Annotated in this window: 16 protein-coding genes and 1 pseudogene; 13 read left to right on the forward strand and 4 right to left on the reverse strand. The window is 64.3% G+C overall.

The features are described 5' to 3' along the window. The first annotated feature begins 6 nt into the window (after positions 1–6). The 5 genes and pseudogenes from CAL29_RS24650 to CAL29_RS32130 all read left to right on the forward strand — a co-directional run. Positions 7–1,737, forward strand: coding sequence for a hydantoinase B/oxoprolinase family protein (locus CAL29_RS24650; RefSeq protein ID WP_179284172.1), 1,731 nt, complete (start codon positions 7–9; stop codon positions 1,735–1,737). Positions 1,738–1,739: 2 nt separating this feature from the next. Beyond that, positions 1,740–2,573, forward strand: a complete 834-nt coding sequence (locus CAL29_RS24655) for a sugar phosphate isomerase/epimerase family protein (RefSeq protein WP_094855567.1) — start codon at positions 1,740–1,742, stop codon at positions 2,571–2,573. Between the two features lie 2 nt (positions 2,574–2,575). Next, positions 2,576–3,043, forward strand: a complete 468-nt coding sequence (locus CAL29_RS24660) for a RidA family protein (RefSeq protein ID WP_256977726.1) — start codon at positions 2,576–2,578, stop codon at positions 3,041–3,043. Then, complete coding sequence (locus tag CAL29_RS24665; RefSeq protein ID WP_373559807.1) at positions 3,040–4,422, forward strand: aspartate aminotransferase family protein; 1,383 nt, start codon at positions 3,040–3,042, stop codon at positions 4,420–4,422. Before CAL29_RS24660 ends, CAL29_RS24665 begins: the two co-directional genes overlap by 4 nt. 22 nt (positions 4,423–4,444) lie before the next feature. Beyond that, a pseudogene (locus tag CAL29_RS32130) lies at positions 4,445–4,849 on the forward strand (TonB-dependent receptor domain-containing protein); the annotation flags it as partial. 16 nt (positions 4,850–4,865) lie between these two features. Here the strand turns inward: CAL29_RS32130 and CAL29_RS24675 are convergent. After that, complete coding sequence (locus CAL29_RS24675; protein WP_256977728.1) at positions 4,866–6,038, reverse strand: MFS transporter; 1,173 nt, start codon at positions 6,036–6,038, stop codon at positions 4,866–4,868. Positions 6,039–6,267: 229 nt separating this feature from the next. Next, positions 6,268–7,173, reverse strand: a complete 906-nt coding sequence (locus CAL29_RS24680) for a LysR substrate-binding domain-containing protein (protein WP_094855571.1) — start codon at positions 7,171–7,173, stop codon at positions 6,268–6,270. Positions 7,174–7,384: 211 nt separating this feature from the next. Between CAL29_RS24680 and CAL29_RS24685 the strand changes: the two genes are divergently transcribed. From CAL29_RS24685 to CAL29_RS24710, 6 genes are read left to right on the forward strand one after another with little or no spacing between them, the layout of a single operon-like run. Next, complete coding sequence (locus CAL29_RS24685) at positions 7,385–8,356, forward strand: Bug family tripartite tricarboxylate transporter substrate binding protein (RefSeq protein WP_094855572.1); 972 nt, start codon at positions 7,385–7,387, stop codon at positions 8,354–8,356. A 45-nt stretch (positions 8,357–8,401) separates the two neighbouring features. Continuing rightward, the gene (locus tag CAL29_RS24690) at positions 8,402–9,643 is read left to right on the forward strand and encodes an amidohydrolase family protein (protein WP_094855573.1); all 1,242 of its coding nucleotides are present in this window, start codon (positions 8,402–8,404) and stop codon (positions 9,641–9,643) included. 3 nt (positions 9,644–9,646) lie between these two features. Then, positions 9,647–10,153 carry a MaoC family dehydratase gene (locus tag CAL29_RS24695; RefSeq protein ID WP_094855574.1) on the forward strand — a complete coding sequence of 169 codons (507 nt, stop codon included), beginning with the start codon at positions 9,647–9,649 and terminating at the stop codon, positions 10,151–10,153. Then, on the forward strand, positions 10,131–10,922 hold the full coding sequence (locus CAL29_RS24700) for an enoyl-CoA hydratase/isomerase family protein (RefSeq protein ID WP_094855575.1): 792 nt from the start codon (positions 10,131–10,133) through the stop codon (positions 10,920–10,922). The genes CAL29_RS24695 and CAL29_RS24700 overlap by 23 nt, the downstream gene beginning before the upstream one ends. Positions 10,923–10,975: 53 nt before the next feature. Further along, positions 10,976–12,208 carry a CaiB/BaiF CoA transferase family protein gene (locus CAL29_RS24705; RefSeq protein ID WP_094855576.1) on the forward strand — a complete coding sequence of 411 codons (1,233 nt, stop codon included), beginning with the start codon at positions 10,976–10,978 and terminating at the stop codon, positions 12,206–12,208. Then, positions 12,205–12,996, forward strand: a complete 792-nt coding sequence (locus CAL29_RS24710) for an enoyl-CoA hydratase/isomerase family protein (protein WP_256977729.1) — start codon at positions 12,205–12,207, stop codon at positions 12,994–12,996. The genes CAL29_RS24705 and CAL29_RS24710 overlap by 4 nt, the downstream gene beginning before the upstream one ends. 65 nt (positions 12,997–13,061) lie before the next feature. On the opposite strand, the gene CAL29_RS24715 is transcribed toward CAL29_RS24710, so the two are convergent. Then, positions 13,062–13,706, reverse strand: coding sequence for an ATP-dependent Clp protease proteolytic subunit (locus CAL29_RS24715; RefSeq protein WP_094855578.1), 645 nt, complete (start codon positions 13,704–13,706; stop codon positions 13,062–13,064). 105 nt (positions 13,707–13,811) lie between these two features. Here CAL29_RS24715 and CAL29_RS24720 point away from each other — a divergent pair, with 105 nt between their 5' ends. Together CAL29_RS24720 and CAL29_RS24725 are read left to right on the forward strand one after the other, a co-directional pair. After that, the gene (locus CAL29_RS24720; protein WP_094855579.1) at positions 13,812–14,561 is read left to right on the forward strand and encodes a sigma-70 family RNA polymerase sigma factor; all 750 of its coding nucleotides are present in this window, start codon (positions 13,812–13,814) and stop codon (positions 14,559–14,561) included. Between the two features lie 123 nt (positions 14,562–14,684). Next, complete coding sequence (locus CAL29_RS24725) at positions 14,685–16,139, forward strand: DHA2 family efflux MFS transporter permease subunit (RefSeq protein ID WP_256977730.1); 1,455 nt, start codon at positions 14,685–14,687, stop codon at positions 16,137–16,139. 2 nt (positions 16,140–16,141) lie between these two features. Here CAL29_RS24725 and CAL29_RS24730 read toward each other — a convergent pair whose 3' ends face one another. Further along, positions 16,142–17,662: an aldehyde dehydrogenase gene (locus tag CAL29_RS24730; protein WP_094855580.1), complete on the reverse strand. Its 1,521-nt coding sequence runs from the start codon at positions 17,660–17,662 to the stop codon at positions 16,142–16,144. Between the last annotated feature and the right edge of the window lie 51 nt (positions 17,663–17,713).

Raw genomic sequence — 17,713 nt, forward strand, 5'->3', positions numbered from 1 at the left:
ATCAACATGGCTCAGATGAAGATCGATCCAATCACGTTCGCCATCATAAAGAACGCCCTCGACACCATGGTCGACGATATGGCATATGCGGTCATGAGAACCGCACGCTCGCCCATCATCCGCGACGTCCTGGACTACTCGGTCACGATGTGCGATGCGCAAGGGCGCATCCTATCCCAGGCCAAGACCGTGGCATTGCACCTTGGCGCGGTGCCCGATGCCGTAGAAGTCGTAATGAAGAAATTCGCCGGAAAATTCGAGCCCGGCGACGTCATCATCCTTAACGATCCCTATGAAGGCGGAATGCATCTGCCGGATATCTTCATGTTCAAGCCGATTTTCCTGCAGGATGAATTGCAGGGATTTTCGGTCGTCATCGCCCACCATTGCGACGTAGGGGGACGGGTCCCGGGCTCCAATGCGGCGGATTCCACCGAGATATTCCAGGAAGGCCTGCGGATTTCGCCGACGAAGCTTTATGCGCGGGGCGTACCCAATGAAACCCTCTTCGACATCATCGCCAGGAATGTTCGGCTTCCCGACCTGGTATTCGGCGACCTCGATGCGCAGCTCGCCACGTGCAATATCGGCGAGCGCGAGCTGCTGCGACTGTTCGAACGCTATGGCATCGGCGAATTGAATGCCTACTTCGACGAACTGCTGAATTATGGCGAACGGCTCACGCGCGGCTCCATCGCGAAATGGCCGCAGGGCAGCGTCGAATTCACCGATTACATCGACGATGACGGTTTCTCGCCCGACCCCATTCCGATCCGCTGCAAGATCACCGTCAAGGGAGACCACCTGCTGGTGGACTTCACGGGCTCGTCTCCGCAGGTCAAGGGCGCAATCAACTCCACGCTCTCGTTCGTCAAATCCGCCACGTATCTGAGCGTGCGCTGCGCGCTCGGCGCCGACGTGCCCAATAATGCCGGCGTTTATCGCTGCATCGACGTGGTGGCGCCCGAAGGCTCCATTCTCAACCCCATCATCCCCGCTCCCGTCGCCGCGCGGGCCCTGACAGGATATAGAGTGGTGGACACCGTGTTCGGAGCGCTCGCCCAGATCGTACCGGACAAGGTGATGGCCGCGGGCGAAGGGGGCAATACCGTGGTTGCCCTGAGCGGAATGGACCCGGTCCGGAAAACGCCATTCATTCTGGTGGACATGATCAATGGCGCATGGGGAGGCCGCGCGGATAAGGATGGCATCGAAGGCGTGACCAATCCTTCGCAGAACATGTCGAACCTGCCGGTGGAAACCCTGGAAGCGCGCTACCCCGTCATCCTGGAGGAATATAGCTACCGCCCGGACTCCGGCGGCGCGGGCCGCTTCCGAGGGGGGCTAGGCCTGGTGCGCCAGTACCGGGTGCTCGCCGATGACGTCGTGGCCCAGGTACGATCCGACCGGGCCGCCCACGCGCCCTACGGCCTGTTCGGGGGAGAGCCCGGCGCCGTGTCCCGCAACGTATTGAATCCCGACACGACGAATGAGCCCTTGCCGAGCAAATTTACCTGCCGGCTTCCCGCGGGTTCGGTGATCCGGCACGAGCAGGCCGGCGCCGGAGGATTCGGTTCGCCCCTGGAGCGTTCGCCCGAGGCCATCCAGAACGACGTGCGCAACGGCAAAGTCACGCGTTCGGCGGCCGAGGCCAAGTACGGGGTGGTTTTCGATGGGGAAAAAATCGTTTCCTCCGCGCCCCGCCAGCGCCTCCAACCCTCAGGGGCCGAGGCCTGAATATGCACGACCTCAGCCGATTCGCCATCAATCAGATCACCACCCCCAAATGGGACATGGCCCAGGCCATCGATGGCTACGCGCGCCACGGTGTGCACGGCATCGCCGTGTGGCGTCATTTCATGGAAGCCTATGGCGTCGCTGCCACCCGGCGTCACCTGCGCAGCGCCGGCATGTGGGTGGCCAGCCTGTGCACCAGCGAGTGGATGAACGTCGAGACGGAAGAACAGATGCGCCGCGCGATCGAGATCAACCGGCAACTCCTGGATGCCGCCGCGGAAATCGAGGCGCCTTGCCTGATGATGGTAGTGGGCGGAATGCCGCCCACGCAGAAGAATATCGATGCTCAACGGGAACGGGTGCGCGAAGCCCTGCACGAACTCGTGCCATATGCCCGGTCGGCGGGTGTAAAACTCGGATTGGAACCCCTGCATCCGATGTATGCGGGCGATCGCAGCGTCCTCAATACGCTGCGCATGGCCAATGACCTGTGCGATGAGCTCGGAGAAGGAGCCGCGATCGTTCCGGATGTCTACCATTGCTGGTGGGATCCTGAATTCGAGACGGAACTGCGCCGGGCAGGACCCGAAAGAATCGCGACCTTCCACTATTGCGACTGGCTTGTCCCGACCCGCAATCTGCGTGATCGGGGGATGGTCGGGGATGGCGTGATAGACATACGCCGAATCAGGTCCTGGCTCGACAGCCTTGAGTATGACGGCTGCTTCGAGCTGGAAATCTTCTCCGAACTCGATTGGTGGCAACGCGATCCCGATGAAACCGTTGCCATCGCCATCGAGCGCTGCGCACCCTATGTCGCTTCAAGGAAGCCATGATCATGAATATCGAGCAACGACTGATCGAGCTTGGAATAGAGCTCCCCAATGCCCCCGTTCCCGGCGGAAACTTCATTCCTGCCAGGATCGTCGGACCATTTCTCTACATATCCGGACAAGTCCCGGCATGGAACGGGCAAGACCATAATTCCGGCAAGGTAGGCGCGGAAATCACCGTCGAGCAGGCGCAGCAGGCCGCGCGCATCTGCGCCCTCAACATTCTTGCCCAAGCGCGAACCGCGTTGGGAGGGAGCCTGGACAGGCTACGTTCCTGCATCCGCCTGGGCGGCTTCGTGAATGCAGCCCCGGATTTTGACCAGCATCCGAAAGTCATCAATGGCGCTTCCGATCTGATCGGGCAGGTCATGGGAGAAGCGGGCCGGCATGTTCGCGTCGCGATAGGCAGCAGTTCCTTGCCCCGCAACGTGGCCGTGGAGATCGAAGGTCTATTCGAGGTGGATATCAAATGAATGCAGGGAAAGAAATGTCGACCGGCGCCACCGCCGCCGCGCAAGGCAAGATGGTCAATGCTTTTACCGCGGCGGATCTCGCCAGGCTGGATCCCCAGACCCGCGCCACCGTCGAGCGGCGCGCCAGGCTGCTGGGGCCCGCCTATCGCCTGTTCTACCAAAAACCCGTCGAAGTATGTCGCGGCCGCGGCGTCTACCTATATGACAGCGCGGGCAATGAGTATCTGGACGCATACAACAATGTGGCCTCCGTCGGCCACACGCATCCCGCGGTCGTCCGTGCCGTCAGCGAACAAATGGCGACGCTTTGCACGCATACGCGCTACTTGCAGGAAGGCATCCTGCGATATGGAGAGCAACTGCGGCAGACATTCGACGGGCCCGTCCGCGACTACCATACGATGTTCACTTGCACCGGCTCCGAAGCCAATGACCTGGCCATGCGCATGGCGATGCACCACACAGGCCGCAGTGGCATCATCATCACGTCGGAGGCTTATCATGGCAACTCCTTCCTGACCGCCGGCTTCTCGCCATCCCTGGGCGAACGGTCTCCGCTTGGCACCTGGGTGCGCCGGATTCCCACGCCGGACTCCTATCGCATGCCGATCCGCGAACTTGGCCAACGAATGGCCAGGCACGTGGAGGAACAAATAGAAGACCTGGAACGACGAGGAGAAGGCCTGGCCGCATTCATTGCGGATTCCTTGTTTTCTTCCGACGGCATTTATTCGGATCCCACCGATCTGCTGGCTCCCGTGGCGGAGGTGGTGAGGAAAGCGGGCGGCCTATTCGTGGCTGACGAGGTGCAAAGCGGCTTCGGCCGTTCCGGCGACCGGTTCTGGGGCTACCAGCGGCATGGCATCCAACCGGACATCATCACCATGGGCAAGCCCATGGGCAACGGCTTCCCTGTCGCCGCGACCATCGTTGCGCCTGACATCGTCAAGGGTTTCGGGCGCGATATGCGGTATTTCAATACCTTCGGCGGCAACAGCGTCGCCATCGCAGCCGCCCAGGCAACCTTGGACGTCATGCAAACCGAGGGACTGCAGGAGAATGCCCGGCGCATCGGGCAAGCGATCCGGGACGGCGTGGGACAGCTTGCTTCGCAATTCGAGGTTATTGGCGACGTACGCGGCGCGGGCCTTTATGTCGGCGTGGAACTCGTGAGCGACCGCGCGGCCAAGACCCCGGATGGGGCCGCCGCCACCTATGTCGTAAATTCACTCAGGGAGCAGCGGGTATTGATTTCCGCGACCGGCAATGACTCCAACGTGCTGAAAATTCGTCCCCCCCTGGTATTTGACGATTCGAACGTCGATCGCCTGGTCACGGCGCTGGAGGTGGCATTCAAGGGGTGGAGAAACCACGCCTAGACGGTTTCTGGCCAGAATCCCTTTGGCGCTTCTGACTACCGCCACGCCATCAACGGCAGGCAACGCTTCCGCCGCGCTGTTCCAACTGACCGAGAAGAACCGGGCCATGTCGGATCCGCGGCATCCCGACGAGGGGTACTACGTCGCGGCCGGCAAGGCGCGCAGCAGAGGGATCGAGCTGAAGGCGACTGGAAACATGACGTCCAACTGGACACTATTCGCCGGCTATACCTACGCCGATGCCTATTACATGGACAGCAGCCCCAATCCGGATGGGATCAGCTTTTCGCAAACGACGCCCAAGTATTTATTCAAGCTATGGACGAATTACCGCTTGCCGGGCGATCTGAATAAATTCTCCATCGGCGGCGGAACGTTCGTTTCCAGCGGGATCAGCGCATCCGATGGGGTGGGCACCGTCAGGCAAGGCGGCTATGCGCCGGTCATCCCGCGAACGCGGTCCGCGGCCGCATGCGATGTAGTTGCAACAGGACCGCGAAGGCCGCCAAGCTCAAGCCGCCCAGGATCGCGAAGGTGGCCTGCGCGCCGATGCCGGCCATCAGCGCCGCGATGAGGGGCGGCGCCAAGGCGTTGATCAGGTTCATCGGCAGGGCGATGGCGGCCATGGCGGACGCATAGTCGCTCTTTTCGAAAAAAACGAGCGGCATGGTTGCCCGCGCCACGGCGAAGGCGCCGCTTCCGACGCCGAACAGTACCAGGTAGCCGGCCACCGACAGGATGCCCGCGCCACCGAGCCAGATCCCGGCCAATCCTATCGGGATCATCGCGCCGGAGACGATGGCGGTTGACAGTCCGTCCCACCTAGGCCCGCCCAGAAAGTCGATGACGCGGCCGCCGACCTTGAAGAGGCCCAGCAGCGAAGAGATGGCGACGGCGCGGGAAAGGTCCATGCCCATCGTCCGCAACAGCTCGATGCCGACCGCCTGCACGCCGAAGGTGACGAAGCTGTTCAAGGCGACGGCCGCCGCCAGCAGGACGAAGACGGCGCCGCGCCGGCCGCCGTCTTTCCGATGCGCGGCCGGGGCGGCCGCGGTCCGGGTCTCGGACAAGCCGAACCAGACCAGCGGGCCGACGGCCAGGACCATGACGACGGCATAAACGAGGACGGCGCCGCGCCAGCCGGCCAGGCGGTCGAGAAAGGCGGTGATGGGCCAGAAGACGCTGCTCGCCAGGCCGGTCGCCAGCATCAGGGTTCCCATGATGCGCCGCGCCTGGTCCGCCGCGTATTCCGCGATGTAGGCGTAGGCCGACGTCGTCAGGAACATCGCGCCCGCCAGTCCGATCACTATCCATAGGCCCCAGAAGACCAGCAAGCCGGGAGCCAGCGCCAGCAGGGCCAGCCCCAAGCCGATCAGGACCGCGCGCGCCGCCATGACGCGGCGCGCGCCGAACACGCGGAAGGCGCGGCCGGCGACGGGGGCCGCCAGCCCCATCGCGACATACATCAGCGAAGTCGCCAGGAAGACGGCCGGCAGGGACGCGCCGAACTCCCCCGCCACGGAGGCCGCGACGACGGGCAGGACGCTGACCACGCCCCATCCGACGATCTGCGTCAGGGAGAGAACGAGCAGGACAATGAAATTTCGTTGCACCATCCCCTCGCAGTTCATGGACATGAAAACGTGGGCATGAAAACACGGGCGTGGAAAACCCGGCCTGGCTGTCCGGGGCTTGCGAAGGAAGGAACAGTACACCCACGCCCTACCCTTCGTCCAACTCGCTGCGCCGGTCGATGATGCGCGAGGACGGACGTCTCAGTATCTTCGGTAAAACGGCGACGTCGACCACAGGCGTGAAGGTGCGGTCGAACACCCTTGGCGCGTCCTATCCAGCTCCCAACAGGGTGCCGGCATCGCCCAGAATACGCACCACCGACGCAATCAGGTTGCGCTCGTCCTCCGTGCGCCATACCAGCGACAGCTCGAAGCTTTCCTTGATCTCCGGCAAACGGAAGAACACCACGCCGTCGACATGCAGCCTGGAGATCGCGGAGGGCATCAGCGCAACGCCGATACCCGCCGCGACCAGGGCCAGCATCCCATAGACGTCATCGACGAACTCCGCCACCGTCGGTACAAAACCGGCATGCAGACAGGCACGTTGAGCGACGCTGTAGGCGACGTGGCCCTCCTGCGGCGGATAAATGACGAAAGGTTCGTCACGCATCTCCGCAAGCTTGATCCGCTTGCGCCGGGCAACCGGATGATCGGCAGGCACGGCCAGGACCACGGGATCGCGGAAAATGGGCCGATGCATCAGGTTTTCGGTGCCGGGCGGCGTACGTGCAACGGCAAGGTCTATCTGCCTTTGGACCAGCGCCTCCAACGCGCCATTGCTGCTGTACTGGCGCGTGTCCGCCCGCACATTGGGCAGATGAGACCGGAGCTTGCGCAATAACTTCGGCAAGAAGGTGACGCTGCCGGAACTTACGAAGCCCAGGCGAAGATGGCCCGCCTGTCCACGCTCGGTCTGCTGCGCCGCATTGACGGCCCGCTCCAGTTCGAACATCGCCGAGCGCGTTCCCGCCAGCATGACGCGACCTGCCTCGGTCAACGCCACGTTCCGGCTATTGCGTTCGAAGAGGCGAACGCCCACCTCTTTTTCCAGCTTCCTGATCTGTTCGCTCAATGGCGGCTGCGCCATGTTCAGCCGCTCCGCGGCACGCGCGAAATGCAGGTTTTCCGCGAGCGCCAAGAAGTATCTGAGCCGCCTCAACTCCAGTCGCAACATTTCATTTTCCCTCTCTCAGGCAAATTCTGGTTCATTTCAATCAATACGGTAAACGTATCAATTGAGCTGATAAATAGTATTTCACAGTGAATGCGCCCGATGATGAAATGGCGCCACTCGCTGAACAGACAAGCGAACGCTTTGCCAAGGGCAAGCGGCGGACACCGCGTCCGCACACTTAAAACAGATGTAACTCACGGAGACAGGAGTCATGAAACTCTGCAAGACGCTTGCAGCGGCGATGTTCTTCGCCGCCACCGCGGCAGGTAGCGGCACCCACGCGGCGGATGCCTATCCGAACAGGCCTATCATCCTGGTCGTTCCCTTCACGCCGGGCTCGGGCACCGATGTATCGGCCCGGCAGTTAGGCAAGACCTTGTCCGAAAAGTCCGGGCAGCAGGTGATCGTCGAAAACCGGCCCGGAGGCAACAATGCCATCGGCGTGCGCCATGTCGTGAATGCGGCGCCTGACGGTTACACCATTCTCATAGGAACAAACTCCCCCGTCGCGGGCAATGTGGCGCTGTTCAAATCGCTGGCATATGACCCGGTAAAGGACCTGAAACCCGTTGCGCCGCTCAGCCGCCAGGATTGGGTGGTGGTGGTCAAGTCCGATAGCCGCTTCAAGACGTTGAAGGAGCTTCTCGCGGCCGGCAAGCAGGACCCCTTACTGCTGACCGCCGGCGCGGGTGCGGCAGGCTATCAGTTGGCGGCCATGATGCTGGCGAAGAACGCCGGCGCGGACGTGAACGTCATACCTTACAGCGGTACGCCGCAAGCGGTGCAAGACGTTCTTGGCGGCAGATTGTCCTTTGCCGTCGTGGATGCGGGGTCGGTGCTCACGCAAATCAAGGGCGGGAATCTCCGGGCAATCGGCGCGCTGGCCGAAGACCGCATCGAACTGTTGCCTGACGTTCCGACGCTCAAGGAACTGGGCCTGCCCTCCATTCCCTTGATGAGCTGGGCCGGCATCTTCGTCCCCGCCCGAACGCCCGACGATGTCGTGACGAAGCTGCAAGGCCTGATCGAGGCGTCGCTGATCACGAACCAACTGCGTGATTACTACAAGAGCATCGGGGCAGTCACGCTATCCGGCGGCCCCGACGAACTCCGCAAGATGCAGACAGCGGATATCACGGTTTACAGGGATGCCATGAAGAAGACCGGCTTGCCTCAGATCTGACCCTCATCGTACGTCCACCACCGCTCCAACTCCCGGGCCCAAAGAATGACCACGAATTTTCCAGCTCCTTCCACTCCCCTGCTCATCGTGCGCAACGCGAATGTCCACGCGCCGGCGTCGCTCGGACTTCATGACATAGTGATCAGCGGCGAGCAGATCATCGCCATCCTTCCGGCCAACGCCTCCCTGTCGGGGTTGGATGCCGAGGAGATCGACGCCCAAGGCAATATCGTGTGCCCTGGATTCGTCGACAATCACGTCCACACGCTGGGCGGGGGCGGCGGCCTGGGGTTCTCGAGCCGGGCGCCGGAAGTACAAGCATCACAACTGACACGAGCCGGCATCACGACGATCATCGGGATGCTGGGCTTCGACGCCACCAGTAAAAGCATGGCCGCCCTGGTTTCGAAGACCAAGGGTCTGCGGGAAGACGGAATCTCGGCATACTGTCTGACCGGGGCGACGCTAGAACACCCCGTACCCACGCTGACGGGGCAGATCCGCACGGATATCGCCTTCGTCGACGAGATCATCGGCGTGGGTGAAATATCCATTTCCGAACTGGGCTATGGCTACGACAGCTTTGGCAAGGGAGCCCAGTACGTCGCCGAGGCGGCGGTGGCGGGACTGCTGGCGGGACGTTTGTCGCGCAAGGCGGGCTACTGCTGCCTGCAGGTGCCGCCCTATCTCAGGCAGGTGCTCAAACCCATGTTCGAAGTGGTCGATCGTACCGGCATTCCCATTACCCAGTTCATCCCGTCCCACGTCAACCAGACCGACGGCTATATGGCGGATGCGGCCGAATGGGGGCGGAAGGGAGGATGGGTGGATATCGGCGCCAATTATTCGCCGGAGAACAACTACGGACGCGCCACCCTGCCCCACAAGGCCTACAGCAAGCTCCGCCGCGAAGGCGTGCCCAACGAGCGCATTCTCATGAGTTCCGACGGCAATGGTGCCCCGCCCAAGGAAGAAAAAGGCGAGAACAAACCCAAGGTCGCCAACTATATGCCCATGCGCGCGCTTCATGCCGCCTGGCGCCGCGTGGTACAGGAGGAAAACGTCTCGGTGGCCGACGCGCTGCCGATGGTCACCAGCAACGTCGCCCGAGCGACCGGCCTGGCCCGCAAGGGGGAGATAGCGATCGGCAAGGACGCCGACCTGCTGGTCATGAACGCCGATCTCCAAATCCTGCATGTCATCGCTCGCGGCAAACTCTTCGTCCAGGATGGCGAGCCGGTGCGGCGCGGCATGTTCGACGAGGTGCTGTTGCGGGAGCTGAGCTGAACGATGACAACGCTTGAACCGCGGACCGTTCATATCTCAATTGACGAACTGGCGTCTTCCGTCGGCCAGGAACTGGCGGTCAGCCGCTGGGTCCTGGTCGACCAGGACCGCATCGACCGCTTCGCCGACGCGACCGGCGACAACCAGTGGATACATACCGATCCGGATCGCGCCAGCGGCTCGCCGTTCAAGGGCACCGTTGCGCATGGCCTGCTTACCCTTTCGATCGTCGCGGCATTGCGAACCGAGAGCATACAACTGACCGACGCTGCCATGAGCATCAACTATGGCTTGGGCAAAGTGCGGTTTCCGAACCCCGTGCGGGTCAACGAGTCGGTGCGCGCCCGCTTCCTGCTGCGCGAGGTGAAGATGATCTCGCCCGGTGTGCTGCAGGTGCACTGGGACGCTACGGCCGAGAGAATGTCCGATCGCATGGTCGTCTGCTTCGCACAACCCATATCCCGACTGACCAGGAGCGATCCATCCCATGGCGCCACTCGAAGCCTTTGAAACGATTCGGCTGGAACTCGACGGCCGCACGGCCCTCCTGACGTTGAATCGTCCCGGCGTAAGAAACGCGGTCAACGATGCGATGCGGCACGAACTGATCGCCGCGCTGAGCACCATATCGGCGGATGACAGGATAGGCTCCCTGATCCTGACGGGCGCCGACAAGGCATTCTGCGCGGGCGGCGACATAGCCGTGATGCGGCAGCGCCTCGAAGTGCCTGCGGATGAACTGGCCTTCGACGGCTGGAAACAGCAGCAACTGACCTATCGCGTCCTGGACGCTCTTCAAGGCCTGCACAAACCCGTCATCGCCGCCGTCAACGGGGCGGCCGCGGGCGTCGGCTGCGACCTGGCGATGTGCTGCGATTTCATCGTTGCCAGCCAGGCGGCCGCGTTCAGCATGAGCTTCGTACAACGCGGCCTGGTCCCCGACGCCGGCATGTACTTTCTTCCTCGCCGGGTCGGTCTTCCTCGTGCGAAAGAGCTTATCTACAGCGGCAGGCGGGTGACGGCCGAAGAGGCCATGGCCATCGGACTGGCCGACCGCATCGTCCCCTCCGAGATCCTGCTGAATGCCTGCCTGGCGTGGAGCGAGGAACTGGCTTCCCAGCCAGCGCCGGCGCTGGCATTCGCGAAATCGCTGCTCGACGCCAGCCTGGACCTGAGCGTCGACGAAGTCCTAGCTCGCAGCAGGCAGGCTCAGGCGCTTTGCTTCACCACGGCCGAACATCGCCGCTCGGTCAGCGACTTCCTTGCCAAAAGGAAATGAGGCCGCCGGCGGCCGCTCCGTACTCCATACCCTCAATTTTTTCAGCACCCGACATGGACAAGACACACAGCAACGCGGGCCCGTTGAACGGTCTGCGTATTCTCGACCTGAGCACCGTCGTGATGGGGCCTTACGCCTCTCATCTGCTTGCCGATATGGGCGCGGACGTGGTGAAGCTGGAGGCGCCGTCCGGCGACCAGGTGAGGTACTACCGTCCCCAACGCGGGACCGACTTGAGCGGTCTGTTCCTGTCGCTGCATCGCAACAAGCGCAGCGTCGTTCTGGACCTGAAATCACCCGAAGGCCGGGAGGCCTTCCATAGGCTGGCCGGCAGGTTCGACGTGGTGCTGCATAATTTCCGGCCACATGTGGCCGAGCGGCTAGGCGCGACGTATGCGCACCTGGGCGCATCCAATCCTCGCATCATCGTATGCAAGATATACGGCTTCGGAGAAGGGGGATCCTACGCCGACAGGCCTGCCTACGACGATGTCATCCAGGCCGCTTCCGGATTGGCGGCATTGCACCGGCGAGTCCGCGGCGTGCCGCAATACGTGCCGTCGATGATATGCGACAAGATCGTCGGCCAGGCCGCCGCGCTGGCGATCCTCGCCGCCCACTTCAAGCTTGCCACGCACGGCGCCGGCAGCGAAGTCGAGGTGCCCATGTTCGAGACCATGGTGGCCTTCAACCTAGCGGAGAACCTGGCCATGGCGGCATTCGAACCGCCGCTGGGAGAGATTGGGTGGGCACGCAACGTCAGCCCCATGCGCAAGCCCTTCAAGACGGCGGATGGATTCGTCTGCCTGCTTCCTTACTCCGATAAGAACTGGCGCGACTTCCTGGCCTATGCCGGTTATGCCCAGGTCCTGGACGACCCTCGATTCCGGACGTTGGCGGACAGGGCGCAGAACATCGACGCGCTGTATGCGTATGTGGAGGATGCCGCGGCGCGCAAGACGACGACGGAATGGATTTCGTTTTGCGATGCGAACGGCATTCCGTGCAGTCCCGTCAATGACATGGAATCGCTCTGGAATCACGAACATCTTCAGGCCGTCGAAATGTTCCAGCACGTCCAACACCCGACCGAGGGAGACTATCGGCTCTGGCGCAGCCCCTTCGTCTTCGACAAGGAAGACTGGTCGCTGCGCCGGCATGCTCCGCATCTTGGCGAACATACGGCCGAGGTCCTGAGAGAAGCGGGATTTTCTGCGGAGGAAATTCGCGTGCTCGGCAAGGCGGGTAAGGAACTCGGTGGGAACACCCAAGGAGCGCAAGCATGAATGCCGCACCCTCGCCCATGTGCGACGTCCTCTATTGCGTCCGGGAGCATGTAGCCTGGATCACGATCAACAGACCCGAGAGGGCGAATGCCCTGGCGCGCGCCACCATCACGCACTTGATAGATGCCTTTCTCGCGGCGGACCGCGATCCGGACGTCCGTGTGGTGGCGCTCACGGGCGCCGGCGAGCGGCACTTTTGCGCGGGAATGGACCTGCGCGACGTGGTGGAAGGAGGAAACGAGGCGTACCCGCATCCGATGAAGGATGCCAATCGGAACGTGCATGAAGTGCTGCTCGAGATAGGCAAGCCGACCGTCGCGGTCATCAATGGCACGGCCGTGGGCGGGGGATGCGAGTTGGCCCTGGCTTGCGATCTCCGCGTGGCGGTCACGGATGTCAAATTGGGCCAGCCAGAAGCAAAAGTGGGCATGGGCGCCAATTTTGCGGCGACCCTGCTTCCAATGCTTCTGCCCAGGAGTATCGCGCTCGAACTGCTCTACACTGGCCGAATGATGCAAGCCGAGGAAGCCGCCCGCTACGGCCTGCTCAATCGTGTAATACCGCGAAAGTCATTCGACAGCGTAGTACGTGCATTATTGGGAGAGATAACCATGAATGCGCCGCTGTCCTTGCGAAAGATCAAGGAAACATCCCTGCGGTCCTGGGGCATGCCGCCTTTCTCCGGGCTGCGGTTGAACGTCGGCCCGGATTGCTATTCCAGCGAAGACAGGGCGGAAGGCGCCCGCGCTTTCCTCGAAAAGAGGAAACCGGCGTTCCGGGGACGCTAAGTCATCTTCCGCGAACTGCGCCGCGCCGCCCCTTGGGGAGGCGCCACAGGGCGCCCCTCCACGCCCTACCCTTCGTCCAACTCGCTGCGCCGGTCGATGATGCGCGAGACCAGGCCATAGGACACCGCTTCCTCCGCGGGCATCCAGTGATCCCGCTCGATGTCCGCCAGCACCCGTTCCAAGGGCTGGCCGCTCTCGCGGGCAATGACGCGGGCGATGCGCTCGCGCGCCTTGACGATTTCCCGCGCCTGGATGGCGATGTCGCTGGCGGAGCCGCCGGCGCCGCCGCTGGGCTGATGAATCAGGAAGCGGGTCTGGGGCAGGCAGACCCGGCGCTCGCGCGCCGCGCCGAGATAGAGGTGCGTGGCGGCGCTGCCCACCCAGCCGGCGCCTATCATGTTGACCGGCGCGGCGATGAAGCGCACCACGTCGTGGATGGCGTCGCCCGACTCCAGATGGCCGCCGGGAGACGAGACGATCATGTTGATGGGCGCGCCGGATTCCGCGTCCAGCGTCAGCAGGCGGCGCACCGTTTCGGACGCCAGGGCATCGGTGATGGGTCCGAACACCAGCACCGTGCGGGTGCGGAAGGTTTTCTCCTCCAGGAACGCATTGTTCTGTCCCGGCGCAGCCTGGGAGGGATGATCCGGATCGTTGGCATGCAGGTCGTTGACATATGGATCGTTGACATACAGATCGTTGGCATACATCGGGGAAAGCTCCTGTTCATGTTAAGTTCGATAGCCAGGGCCGGCCGGCGCCCGATGCCGGCGAAGATCCAAGCTCAACCGCTAAACGAACGAGCGTCCTGAAACGTGACATTCCCCCTATCCGCCCATCCCCTGGTCACCGACGATGCGCTGCGCAGGCGCCTGATCGCGCTGGCGCGGCGCTGGCTGGCGCACGGCGCGGAAGCGGAGGACCTGGTGCATGACGCCTACCTGCGCGCCGCCGACGCCGAGCTGCCCCCTGCCGGCTCGGGGCGCGAAGCCTGGCTGGTGACGGTGCTGCACCATCTCTGCATCGACTTCCTGCGCCGCCAGGGACGGTACAAGGCCCTCCTCGCGCAAGCCGCCGAGGAGACCGGCCATGCCCTGGACGGCGACAGTCCGCGTCACCAGGTGGACCGGGCGCTACGCGTGGAAGCGGCCCTGGCGCACCTGAGCCGGACGCTGGCGCCCGGCGACGCGGCGGTCGTGATGCTGTACGAGATCTTCGAGTTCACCCATGCCGAGCTGGGAGCCATGGCCGGCCGCAGCGAGGACGCCAGCCGCCAGCACCTGCACCGGCTGCTGCGCCGCCTGCGCGCCACGCCGCCGGCCCCCCGGCGGGTGGAGGATGACGAGGACGAGGACGCGGTGTACCTGTTCGCCCTGTGCCGGCACGCGCTGGCGCAACGCGACCCGGGCGGCCTCATCGCCGTGCTGCGCGCCAGCACGCCGCAGGCGATCGCCTCGCTGGCGAACGCCGCTCCCGGAGGATGGGCCAGCACGCAGGCGATGGCAGTCGCGGACAGCTTGCATCAAAACAGCTTGTCTCAAAGCTGCTTGCTTCAAGGCAACTGACTTCAAGGCAGGTTGCTTTAAGGTCATACGCACTAGAATGATCAGGGATGACCAGGGGCTTGCCGCTCCTGTCCCCGGCCCCCGTGCCCAGCCCATCCTTGCCGGCAACGGCTTCCCGTCCACGTGTCTTCCATCGATCCCGGCCCCCCGCCCGTTCCCGCATCCAGCGCCGATAGCCGGCGCAAGGAACGCATCGATCCCCAGGTCTGGAAGATAGCCGGGGTGGTCATGCTGGCGCCGCTGATGGCGCAGCTCGACTCCACGGTCGTCAACGTCTCGCTATCGACGCTGGCGGAAAAGCTGGACACCACGCTGACGACGATCCAATGGGTCTCCAGCGGCTACCTGCTCGCGCTGGCCCTGACGCTGCCGCTGACCGGCTGGCTGGTGGACCGCGTGGGCGCCCGGCGCGTGTACCTGGCCTGTTTTTCGGTCTTCACCCTGACCTCGCTGCTGTGCGGCATCGCCACCAGCGCGCCCGGCCTGATCCTGTTCCGCATCCTGCAAGGCATGGCCGGCGGCGTGCTGACCCCGCTGTCCCAGATGATGATGGCGCGCACGGCGGGGCGCAACATGGCGCGCGTCATGGGCATCGCGGTGATGCCGGTGATGATAGGCCCCATCCTGGGCCCCACCCTCGCCGGCCTGATCCTGCAACACGCGGGCTGGCAATGGATTTTCCTGGTCAACCTGCCGGTCGGCATCCTGGCCACCCTGCTGGCCTGGCGCTTGCTGCCGCCCGACCGGGACCTGCGCGTGCGCCGCAACTTCGACGCGCCGGGATTCCTGATGCTGTCGCCGGCGCTCGCCATGCTGCTGCACAGCCTGGAGACCCTGGCCAGCGACACCGCCGGCAGCCAGCGGATGGTCTGGCTGGAGCTGGGCGCCGCGTTGCTGCTGCTGGCGGCCTTTCTGCGGCATGCGGCGCGGCGCGCGGGCGCCGCCCTGATCGACATCCGCCTGTTCCGGGCGCGCGCCTTCGCCGCCTCCGCGGCGACGCAGTTCCTGAGCAACTGCATGACCTACGGCGGCCAGTTGCTGTTCCCGCTCTACCTCATCAGCGCCCGCGGCTACACGCCGGCGCGGGCGGGCGTCCTGCTGGCGCTGATGGGCCTGGGCCTGATCTGCGCCTTCCCCCTGATGGGCAAGCTGACGGAGCGCTACGGGTCGCGCCGCGTCGCCACGGCCGGCGCGCTGATCGGGCTGGCCGGCACGCTGCCGTTCACGCTGGTGGACCGCTACGAGTTCTCCGACATGGCGATATGCGCCCTGCTCTGGCTGCGGGGAACGGGACTGGGATCCATCAATATCCCGTCCATGTCCTCCGCCTACGCGGACATACCGAGGGAAAGGCTGCCGGTGGCGACGACGGCCCTGAACATCGTGCAGCGCCTGGGCGGCCCCGTCGCCACCACGGTGCTGGCCATCTGGCTGCACGCCAGCCTGGGCGCGCAAGCGGCGCCGCCCGCCGGCCAGGTGGCGGCGGCCTTCTCCAGCACGTTCATCCTTTTCTGCGTGGTGCATGCGTTGGGCGTCCTGGCGGCCTCGCGGATACCGGGACGCAAGCGCCGGGCTTGAGTTCAGGCGCGCGGATTGAAGGGATCCTTGATCCCGGCCCCCGTGTCGATCCAGACGCTCTTCGTCTCGGTGAATTCGTAGATGGCGTGCAGGCCGTTCTCCCTGCCCATGCCGCTTTCCTTCATGCCGCCGAAAGGCGTGGCCCAGTTCGTGCGCCGGTAGGTGTTGACCCACACGGTGCCCGCGCGCAGCCGCGCGGCCATGCGGTGGGCGCGCTTGACGTCGCGGGTCCAGACGCCGGCCGCCAGGCCATAACGGGTGTCGTTGGCGATGCGCACGGCCTCTTCCTCGTCGTCGAACCGGATCAGGCACAGGACAGGCCCGAAGACCTCTTCCTGGGCGATCCGCATGTCGTTGCGCACGCCGCCGAAGATGGTCGGCATGATGAAGAATCCGCGCGACAGCGCGGGATCGGCAGGCGGACCGCCGCCGTGCAGCAGCACCGCGCCCTCCTCCAGCGCCACCGCGATCCAGTGCCGCGTCTTGTCGAACTGGGCGCGGCACGCGAGCGTGCCCATCTCGGTATCGGGGTCCAGCGGGTCGCCGACCTTGATGGCGCGCGTGCGCGCGACCAGGCGCTCCACGAACGCGTCGTAGATGCCGGCATGCAGCAAGGCGCGCGAACCGGCCAGGCAGGTCTGCCCCGTGGCGGCGAAGATGCCGGCCAGCACGCCGTTCACCGCGCCGTCCAGGTCGGCGTCGTCGAAGATGACGTTGGGCGACTTGCCGCCCAGCTCCAGCGAAACGCGGGCCAGGCGGTCGGCGGCGGCGTGCGCGATCTTCTTGCCCACCGAGGTGGAGCCGGTGAAGGCGATCTTGTCGACCCCGGGATGGCCGGCCAGGGCCGCCCCCACGGCGCCGTCGCCGGTGACGACGTTGACGACCCCGGGCGGGAATCCCGCCGCCTCGAACATCTCGGCCAGCAGCAAGGTGGAAATCGGCGTGATCTCCGACGGCTTGACCACCACCGTGTTGCCGGCCGCCAGCGCCGGGCACAGTTTCCAGAAAAGCAGGGACAGCGGGCTATTCCAGGGCGTGATCGCGGCGACGACGCCCAGGGGCTCGCGCACCGTGTAGTTGAACATGTCCGGGATGCTCAAGGGCACCGTCTCCCCATGCATCATCTCGGCCGCGCCGGCGAAGTAATAGCAGTACGCGGCGAGCGCGCGGGTCTGGCCCAGGACCTCGCGGATGAGCTTGCCGTTCTCCAGGACCTGCACGTTGGCCAGTTCCTGGACGTCGCCCTCGATCAACTGCCCGAGCTTGCGCAGCAGCCGCGCGCGATAGGCCGGCGTCCCCTTGGCCCATTCGCCGCTTTCGAAGGCCCGCCGGGCGGCGCCGACCGCGCGGTCCACGTCTTCGGCCGTGGCCGCCGGCGCGCTGGCCCAGCCTTGGCCGGTATAGGGGTCGATGCTGTCGAAGGTCCCGCCGTCGGCGGCGTCGACCCGGACGCCGTCTATCAGCATCCGGTATCGCTTGCCTGGCCGTGCGCGAAGATCGGCTGTCGGGGCTGCCTGGTTCATTGCGTCTGCTCTCCTTCCTTTATGTTGCGCGAAATCTGTTGCGCGAAATCG

Source organism: Bordetella genomosp. 10, from assembly GCF_002261225.1.
GTDB lineage: Bacteria > Pseudomonadota > Gammaproteobacteria > Burkholderiales > Burkholderiaceae_B > Bordetella_C.